At 68.5% G+C, this 8,411-nt stretch carries 9 protein-coding genes; 5 read left to right on the top strand and 4 right to left on the bottom strand.

Features of this window, described 5'->3' with window-relative positions; translation table 11 throughout:
* Nucleotides 1–196: 196 nt before the first annotated feature.
* The 3 genes from H4281_RS43840 to H4281_RS43830 are packed head-to-tail and all read right to left on the bottom strand — an operon-like array spanning nucleotide 197 to nucleotide 2,013.
* Complete coding sequence (locus H4281_RS43840) at nucleotides 197–550, bottom strand: MmcQ/YjbR family DNA-binding protein (RefSeq protein WP_182896743.1); 354 nt, start codon at nucleotides 548–550, stop codon at nucleotides 197–199.
* Between the two features lie 18 nt (nucleotides 551–568).
* Nucleotides 569–1,159: a DUF2537 domain-containing protein gene (locus tag H4281_RS43835; RefSeq protein WP_182896742.1), complete on the bottom strand. Its 591-nt coding sequence runs from the start codon at nucleotides 1,157–1,159 to the stop codon at nucleotides 569–571.
* 32 nt (nucleotides 1,160–1,191) lie between these two features.
* Nucleotides 1,192–2,013 (bottom strand): TrmH family RNA methyltransferase, encoded by an 822-nt coding sequence (locus H4281_RS43830; RefSeq protein WP_182896741.1) that lies wholly within the window; start codon nucleotides 2,011–2,013, stop codon nucleotides 1,192–1,194.
* Nucleotides 2,014–2,230: 217 nt separating this feature from the next.
* On the opposite strand from H4281_RS43830, the gene H4281_RS43825 reads away from it, so the two are divergent.
* The 5 genes from H4281_RS43825 (at nucleotide 2,231) to H4281_RS43805 (ending at nucleotide 6,763) form a co-directional block, all read left to right on the top strand.
* Entirely contained in the window at nucleotides 2,231–3,727 is a 1,497-nt protein-coding gene (locus H4281_RS43825; protein ID WP_182896740.1) for a glutamate-cysteine ligase family protein, read from the top strand.
* Nucleotides 3,728–3,779: 52 nt separating this feature from the next.
* Nucleotides 3,780–4,382, top strand: a complete 603-nt coding sequence (locus tag H4281_RS43820; RefSeq protein ID WP_182896739.1) for a TetR/AcrR family transcriptional regulator — start codon at nucleotides 3,780–3,782, stop codon at nucleotides 4,380–4,382.
* A gap of 79 nt (nucleotides 4,383–4,461) precedes the next feature.
* Entirely contained in the window at nucleotides 4,462–5,136 is a 675-nt protein-coding gene (locus tag H4281_RS43815; protein WP_182896738.1) for a biliverdin-producing heme oxygenase, read from the top strand.
* Between the two features lie 114 nt (nucleotides 5,137–5,250).
* The gene (locus H4281_RS43810; protein ID WP_182896737.1) at nucleotides 5,251–5,874 is read left to right on the top strand and encodes a superoxide dismutase; all 624 of its coding nucleotides are present in this window, start codon (nucleotides 5,251–5,253) and stop codon (nucleotides 5,872–5,874) included.
* A gap of 82 nt (nucleotides 5,875–5,956) precedes the next feature.
* A complete protein-coding gene (locus tag H4281_RS43805; protein ID WP_182896736.1) occupies nucleotides 5,957–6,763 on the top strand; it encodes an arylamine N-acetyltransferase family protein in 807 nt (268 codons plus the stop codon).
* Between the two features lie 280 nt (nucleotides 6,764–7,043).
* On the opposite strand, the gene H4281_RS43800 is transcribed toward H4281_RS43805, so the two are convergent.
* Nucleotides 7,044–8,300, bottom strand: a complete 1,257-nt coding sequence (locus tag H4281_RS43800; protein ID WP_182896735.1) for an MFS transporter — start codon at nucleotides 8,298–8,300, stop codon at nucleotides 7,044–7,046.
* Nucleotides 8,301–8,411: the final 111 nt, after the last annotated feature.

Below are 8,411 nucleotides of genomic sequence, written 5' to 3'. Positions count from 1 at the left end.
CCAACGTGGCATTCGGTGCATCCCACGCACCCAACGTGGCATTCGGTGCATCCCACGCACCCAATGCCACATTGGGGCGTTCTCGGTAGCGGTTTGCGGTGGGCTGCTGCTCGCCAGGGCGATGCGAAGCACCTGCTGGCGAGACGGGCCGCGGTGACTTCGCTCCGGTAGCGGAGCACCGGCGGGCCAGCCGGGGTCAGGCGTCCAGCAGAGCGGCCAGTTTCTTTGGGGCAACATGCCGGTAGGCCTCGCGCACGATCTGGTCCACCTCGACCCAGTCGACGTCCACGTCGAGCCGTACGCCGAGCCATCCGTGCACTCCGACGTAGGGCGGCCAGAAGAATCGCTCGGGCTCGGTGCGCACCAGTTCCTCCTGCACGCCGGGCGGCGCGGGACACCAGAACGCGAGCTTGTCGTCGTGGTGCCGGTCAGCGAACATCGCGAATGTCTTGCGGCCGCGGACGAACCACGTCGGTTCGCCGTGGCTGAGGCGTTCGGTGGCTTCGGGCAGGGCGAGGCAGAGGGCGCGCAGCTGGTCGAGCGGAGCCATCGCGTCAGTATCCGCGAGTCAGAACACCGTGGCCAGCACACCGATCCACGCGAGTGCCAGACCGCCGCCCGCGCCGTACACCGCCCAGCGCAGGATCGGCACGTTCCGGCCTAGCCACAGGGACGGCGCGACCCCGCCGGTGACCACCAGCGACGCGATCAGCGCCAGCCACGCACTCGTCTCGCGTGCGAGCGTGGTGGCCAACGCGAGCATCGCCACGACCACCACCGCGGCCGCGAACACCGAGACGGTCAGGCCGGTGAGCCAAGGCGTCGGTTCCTCCGGGGTCTGGACCCGCGCGGGCTGGTCCGGCCGCGGCGGCGGTTCGACCACCGTCTCCACGCCCGTCACCGGGTCGACGAAGCGCACCTCGGTGCCCATCACCGCGGCCAGTCGCGCGGCGAGTTGACGCCCGCGCTGCGACACGACCGAACCGGCGACGTCGACGTCCGAGTCGGAGCGCGCCAGCGCCGAGGCCACGCGCGCCCACTCGTGCAGTGCTTGCGCCAGGTCGGCTCCGATCGCGAGCCGGCGCGGGTCGACCTCTCGTGCGTGCTCGCCGCCCGGCCCGGCGAGCACCGCCTGCTCGCCGCGGATGCGCAGCTCCATCGTGCCCCTCCCCGCAAAAAACGTGCCGGGGGTCACTCTAGTGGGGCGACCCCCGCCGAGACCTCGTGGAACGCGATCGCCGCGGCCGTGGCGACGTTCAGCGAGTCGACGCCGGACACCATTTCCACGCGGACCGCGACGTCCGCGGCCTCGATCGCCTCGTCCGTCAGCCCCGGGCCCTCGGCGCCGAGCAGCAACGCGATCGGGCCCGGCACCTTTTCGCGCAATCCGCGCAGCGGCACCGAATCCGCCCTCGGCGTGAGCGCGGCCACGGTGAAACCCCGTGCCCGCAGCACATCCAAGCCGCCAGGCCAGCTGTCGAAAGTCGCGAACGGGACGCGCAGCACGTGTCCCATCGAAACGCGCACACTGCGCCGGTAAAGCGGATCCGAACAACCTGGACCGAGCAATATCCCGCCGACGCCGAGCGCGGCGGCATTGCGGAAAAGCGCGCCGAGGTTTTCGTGATCGCCGACACCTTCCAGCACCGCCAAAACCTGTGCGCTGTCCACGATTTGGGAGACCGTCGGCGGTTCCGGGCGATCCGCGACCGCGAGCACGCCGCGATTGAGATGGAAACCGACGACCTCGGCCATCGTCTCCGCCGACGTCACATACGCGGGCACGTCGACGTCCGCGAGTTCGTCTTCCAATTCCCGCAGCCGTCTCTCCACGCCGAGCAGCGCTCGCACCGGATAGCGCGAAGCGAGCAGCCGTCCGACCACGACGGTTCCCTCGGCGATCACCAGCCCGCGCCCGCCGGGGCGGTCCGGCCGACGGTCCGCTGTGGACAGGTCGCGGAAGTCGTCGAGGCCCGGATGCGCCCGGTCCTCGGTGAAGATCAGTTGAGCCACATCGGACAGTCTCGCACCCGGCCGAACCCGTGCCCATTGGTCCGAACGCGCGACACGCTTTAGGGCAAACGGCGTAGTTACGCGCTGGGTCAACCCCCGGTGACGGAGAGCACCAGTTTGGCCGCTAGCCCATGGCACCGCGCTGTGCGACGGTGGTCTGCCTGGCGTACTAGCCGCCCAGACCACTGCGGACAGCAGCCAAGGAGCGCGTCGAACCATGGGTACGGATCTCTCGGCACACCCCGGCCGGCTCGATCGCGGACGGTACCGCCGGAAGGTCCAGCGGTGCCTGGACACCCTGGCGAGGATGCTCACCGACGGAAGTTTTTCCTTTCCCCGCAAGAACATCGGCCTCGAAGTCGAACTGAATCTGGTGGACGGGCAATTGCGCCCGTCGATGACCAACGCGGTCGTGCTGGAGGCGCTCGACGACGCCTCGTTCACCACCGAACTCGGCCAGCACAACCTGGAACTCAACGTGCCGCCGCGCCCGCTCGCCGGGGATTCCGCGCTGCGCCTGGAAGAAGACCTGCACTCCTACCTCGCGAAGGCGCAGGCGAGCGCGGCGCACACCGGCTCGTCGGTGGCCATGATCGGCATTCTGCCGACGCTGGGAGCCGAGCATTTCGATCAAAAGTGGCTTTCCCACAAAACGCGCTATTCGTCGCTGAACGACGAGATCTTCGCCGCCCGCGGCGAGCGGATCGCGCTCGCGATGGACGGTCCGGCATTGCCGGGAGGCCAGCCGGAGCGGCTGCGGCACTACGCGGAGTCCATTCTCCCGGAGGCCGCCTGTACTTCGGTCCAATTGCATCTGCAGGTGGCTCCCGAGGAATTCGCGGCGCATTGGAACGCCGCGCAATGCCTGGCCGGCGTCCAGATCGCGCTCGCCTCGAACTCTCCTTTCCTCCTGGGCAAGGCGTTGTGGCACGAAACCCGGATCCCGTTGTTCCAGCAGGCCACCGACACCCGGCCGGAGGAGCTGAAAAACCAGGGCGTCCGGCCCCGCGTGTGGTTCGGCGAACGGTGGATCACGTCGATCTTCGACCTGTTCGAGGAAAACGTCCGCTATTTCCCCGGACTGCTGCCGGAGACCGACCTCGAGGACCCGATCGAAGCGCTCGAATCCGGGCAGGCGCCAAAACTTTCCGAACTGCGGCTGCACAACGGAACCATTTGGCGGTGGAACCGGCCGGTGTACGACGTCGTCGACGGCCTGCCGCATCTGCGCATCGAAAACCGCGTGCTGCCCGCCGGTCCGACGGTCGCCGACATCGTGGCCAACGCGGCGTTTTTCTACGGCGCCCAGCGCGCGCTCGCGGAGCAGGACCGGCCGGTCTGGTCGCAGATGTCGTTCCAGGCAGCGGAAGAAAACCTGTACGAGGGTGCGCGCAAGGGTTTCGACGCGCAGCTGTACTGGCCCGGCATCGGCTGGATCCCGCCGGACGAACTGGCCTTGCGCGTACTGCTGCCGCTGGCGCACGAGGGCCTGCGTCGCTCGGATGTCTCTGACGAAGCCCGCGTGCGTTACCTCGGCATCATCGAACGCCGCTGCCTTGCCCGCCGCAGCGGAGCGGCCTGGCAACGCGACTACGTGCTGCGCGCGCACGAACGCGGTGCCGACCGCGAAACCGCGCTCAACTGGATGCTGCGGCGCTACCTGGAGCTCTCGGAGGCGGGCGAACCGGTGCACACCTGGCCGCTCGACGGCTGAGTCGTTTCGCGCGGTCCCCTACAGTGTTTCGCACGGGAAGGGGGTGGCGCGCGTGCCGAAGGTGCTGGGCGGTTCGCTCGAAGCGCACCGCCGCGAGGTGCGGTCACGAGTGTTCGACGTCGTCCGCGCGCAGCTGTACGAGCGCGGGTTCGACGCGATCACGCTCGCCGGCGTCGCCGCGGAGGCCGGCCTCGGCCGCACCGCGATGTACAACCACTTCCCGGACAAGGAAAGCCTGCTCGTCGCGTTCGTGGAGGACGAGGCCGCGCGGTATGTCGAGCGGCTGCGCGCGGCGGTGGACGCCGAAGGCGACCCGGTCGCCCAGCTGGCCACGTTCGTCCGGCTGCAGCTGCGCGTGCTGGCCGAACACCATCTCCCGCCGGGCACCGCGCTGGAGTCCGCGCTCGCGCCCGCGGCGTATCAGCGGATCAGCGCGCACGCGGATCCGATCATTGAACAGCTTCGGTCAGTACTGCTCGCCGGAGTCGACGCGGGCAGCTGGCCCGCACAGGATCTCGACGTGGTGGTCCCGATGATCACCGCCGCACTCGGCAGCCGTCAGGTCATCGACGTGCCCGCTGACCAGCTCGAAGACGCCATTGAGGCCGCCGTGCGCTTCGTCCGGCGGGCGGTCGGTTCGAGTGAAAACCACTGATTTTAGGGTAGCCTAAGTACGGATCGTGGCCTACAGTTCTTTCTGACAGCTTGTCATAAAGAACGTCGGGAGGCCTTTGATGACGGTGACCGCGGACCTCGAAGCCAGCCCGTTCTCCGGACAGCTGCGCGCGTCCACGAGGACGGTCCACGACAAGGCCAACCACTCCACGTACATGAACGCGCTGCTCGGCGGCGAACTGACACTGGCGGGCTACGCGGCGCTGGCCACCCAGTACTACTTCATCTACCAGGCCATCGAACGCGCTGGCGACGCGATGGCCAACGACCCGGTCGGCGGCCAGTTCGTGTTCGAGGAACTGCGCAGGCTGCCCGCGCTGGAACGCGACCTAGCCCGCCTGGTCGGCCCCGGCTGGCGCACCGAGATCGCCCCGCTCGCCTCGACCGAGGCCTACACCGCGCGGATCGCCGAGGCGGCGCGCTGGTCCGGCGGCTTCGTGGCGCACCACTACACCCGCTACCTCGGCGACATCGCGGGCGGCCAGATCATCCGGCGGTTGCTGGAGAAGAAGTTCGACCTCGCCGAGGCGGGCACGCACTTCTACCGCTTCGACGAGATCGGCAGCGCCCCCGCGTTCCGCGACCGCTACCGCGCGAAGCTGGACGAGGCGCCGTGGAACGAGGACGACCGCGCCCGGGTGATCGACGAATCCGTGGTCGCGTTCGAGCACAACGTGGCGGTGTTCGACGAACTGGCCCGCGACCTCGAGCAGTACCGCGACCCGGCGGCATGAGCCGGGTCACAGCGGGTTGACCTCCACCTAGCTTGAAGTACGACGCTCGGTTTCAGAAGGCTCCCGCACGGGAAGCCGCCAAGCAAAACCGCGCGTCGACCAGAAGGAGGGCCCATGGCCCGGTACGAGCTGCCCGAACTCGACTACGACTACGGCGCACTCGCGCCCTACATTTCGGGCGAGATCAACGAGCTGCACCACAGCAAGCACCACGCGACCTATGTGAAGGGCGCGAACGACACGCTGGACAAGCTCGCCGCCGCGCGGGAGGCGGGCGATTTCGGCTCGATCGTGGGCCTGGAGACGACGCTGGCGTTCAACCTGGCCGGGCACGCCAACCACGTCGTGTGGTGGAAGATCCTCTCCCCGGAGGGCGGGGACAAGCCGACCGGCGAGCTGGCCGCGGCGATCGACGAGGCGTTCGGCTCGTTCGACAAGTTCAAGGCCCAGTTCACCGCCGTGTCCACCACGATCCAGGGCAACGGGTGGGGCGCGCTGTCGTGGGACCCGATCGGCAAGACGCTGATCACCCAGCAGCTGCGCGACCACCACAACAACCTGATCCTGCCGACCACGCCGATCCTGCTGGTCGACGTGTGGGAGCACGCGTTCTATCTCGACTACAAGAACGTGAAGCCGGACTACGTCAACGCCCTGTGGAACATCTTCAACTGGGCCGAGATCAGCAAGCGCTTCGACAACGCCGTCGCCGGCGGCAACGGCCTCCTGCTCAACTGAGGCCCGGGAGCCCGGCCGGTGAACGGCCGGGCCCCGTATTTCGCTTGACCTGGAGCGCACTAGAGGTGTGAGAGTGGAACCCATGGACGTCGACGCCTACCTCGCTCGCCTGGACCTGCCGGTGCCTCCGGCGGCTGACCTGGCCGCGCTGCGCATGCTGCAGGAGCGGCACCTGATGCACGTCCCGTTCGAGAACCTCAGCGTGCACCTCGGGGAACCCATCGAACTCACTGAAGAAGCACTCTTCGACAAGCTCGTGCGCCACCGTCGCGGCGGATTCTGCTACGAGCTGAACGGTCTTTTCGCCGCCCTGCTGCGAGAGCTGGGCTTCACCGCGACGCTGCACGCGGCTCGCGTCTTCAACGACGCCGGAGTGCCCGGACCGCCGCTGGACCACGCCGCCGTCCTCGTCCAACTCGACGACGAGCAGTACCTGGTCGACGTCGGATTCGGCAAGTTCAGCCGGCAGCCGCTCGCACTGTCCGCGGTCGAGCCGCAGAGCGATCTAGAGGGCGAATACCTCCTCCTGGACGCCCCGTACGGCGACGTGGACGTCCTGCGCGACGGCAAGCCCGAGTACCGCCTCGAACGCCGCCCAAGGCAGCTGTCGGACTTCGCGCCGATGGCGTGGTGGCAGTCGACGTCGCCGCAGTCGCACTTCACGCAGACCCTGACCTGCTCCCGCCCGACTGCCCAAGGCCGCGTGACACTGTCCGGCGACCGGCTGATCGAGACGGTCGACGGCGTGCGCCACGAGGTGCTGCTGCCGAACGACGATGCTGTGCGGATGGCGTACCACGTGTACTTCGGCGTCCGGCTGCGCCGCCTGCCCGTGCGGCCGGGCGAGCATCCGCTGGGGGCCTCCGGCGATGCGCTGACCACCTCGTGAGTGTTTATGGCGGTTAGAACCAGCATGAACACTCACGACGCCCTTGCTCTATCCGGGCCCGCCCGTGACCATGAACAGAGCCCCGCATCCCGGGGTTCCCAGGTTGCGGGGCTCTGTCCGTTCCCGAACTGACTGCCGCTCCCACCACGAAGCGGACATGTATGAGGTTAGCCTAACCTCACCAATCGAGGCAAGACCGTCCCAGCGGAGACCTCAGTCTCACCCTCCCGAGTGAAGACTTTCGGCGGTCTCCGCTGCCCAGACCAGCCATTACCGCAGGTCAGACCCGTTCCCGGACCAGGATTCGCAGGCCGTTGCCGAGCCGCCGGGGCATCCGGACGCCGCCGCGGCGGATCAGCACCACCGCGCACACCACCGCCGCGACCGCCGAAACCGCGCCGCCGATGTAGAACGGCGACCGGCCGCCGAACGCGTCGGCCATCCAGCCGGTCATCGGCCCGCCGATCGGGTTGCCGCCGATCAGCACCAGCACGTAGATGCCCATCACGCGGCCGCGCATCTCCGGCGACACCGACGTCTGCACCAGCGCGTTCGCCGTGTTCAGGAAGGTGATCGTGGCGAACCCGAGCGGAATCAAGCCGATCCCGAACGCCAGGTACGTCGGCATGAACGCGGTGATGAACTCGAACGCCCCGAGCAGCGCCGCCGAAACCAGCATCAGCCGCACCCGGGGACGGCTTTTCACGCCGCGCCGCGCGGACGCCAGCGCGCCGGTGAAGGTGCCGACCGCGACGAGCGTCGACAGCAGGCCGTACCCGTCGGCCTGGGTGTGGAAGACGTTCGCGGCGACGATCGGCAGCGACGTGAAGTAGGTGATGCCGAACGTGCTGACGAAGAACATCAGCACCATGACGGTCACCAGGTCCGGCCGTCCGCGCACGTAGCGCAGGCCCTCCATCAGCTGGCCCTTGGCCCGCGGGATCGCCGGGCCGCGGAACAGCTTCGCCGGGTTCATCAGCGCGACCCCGGTGATCACCGCGAGCGTGCTCGCCGCATTCGCGATGAACAGCCAGCCGGTGCCGACCCAGGTGATCGCGAACCCGGCGATGGCCGGTCCGACGATGCGGGCCATGTTGAAGATCGACGAGTTGAGCGCGACCGCGTTCGCCACCTGGTCCCGGCCGACCATCTCCGCGACGAACGACTGCCGCGTCGGCACCTCGATCGCCGAGGTCGTCCCGAGCATCACGCACAGCAGGTAGACGTGCCACAGCTGGGCGACGCCGGTCAGGTCGAGCACGCCGAGCAGCACGGCTTGCAGGCAGTTCGCCGCTTGGATGAGCATGAGCAGCTTGCGCTTGTCGACGCGGTCGGCGAGTACGCCCGCCCACAGCGACAGCAGCAGCGTCGGGATGAACTGCAGCGCGACCGCGACGCCGAGCGCCACCGGGTCGTTGCCGGACAGGGTGAACACCAGCCAGTCCTGTGCGATGCGCTGCATCCAGGTGCCGATGTTCGAGATGACCTGGCCGCTGAAGAACAGCCGGTAGTTCCGCACGCGCAGCGATGAGAACATCGTGCGGCGGGTCTTGGATTCCGGGGATTCCGCAGCGGGCTCCGCGGCGGAAGACGATTTCCCGGCCGGGACGGAAGACGGGCCGGGCGGGGCGGAACCGGACGGCGGCGG

The sequence above is a fragment of the Amycolatopsis dendrobii genome (assembly GCF_014145675.1).
In the GTDB taxonomy this organism is placed as follows: domain Bacteria; phylum Actinomycetota; class Actinomycetes; order Mycobacteriales; family Pseudonocardiaceae; genus Amycolatopsis; species Amycolatopsis dendrobii.
The sequence above is the reverse complement of the archived record's forward strand: the minus strand, read 5'-3'. Positions and strand labels throughout refer to the sequence as shown.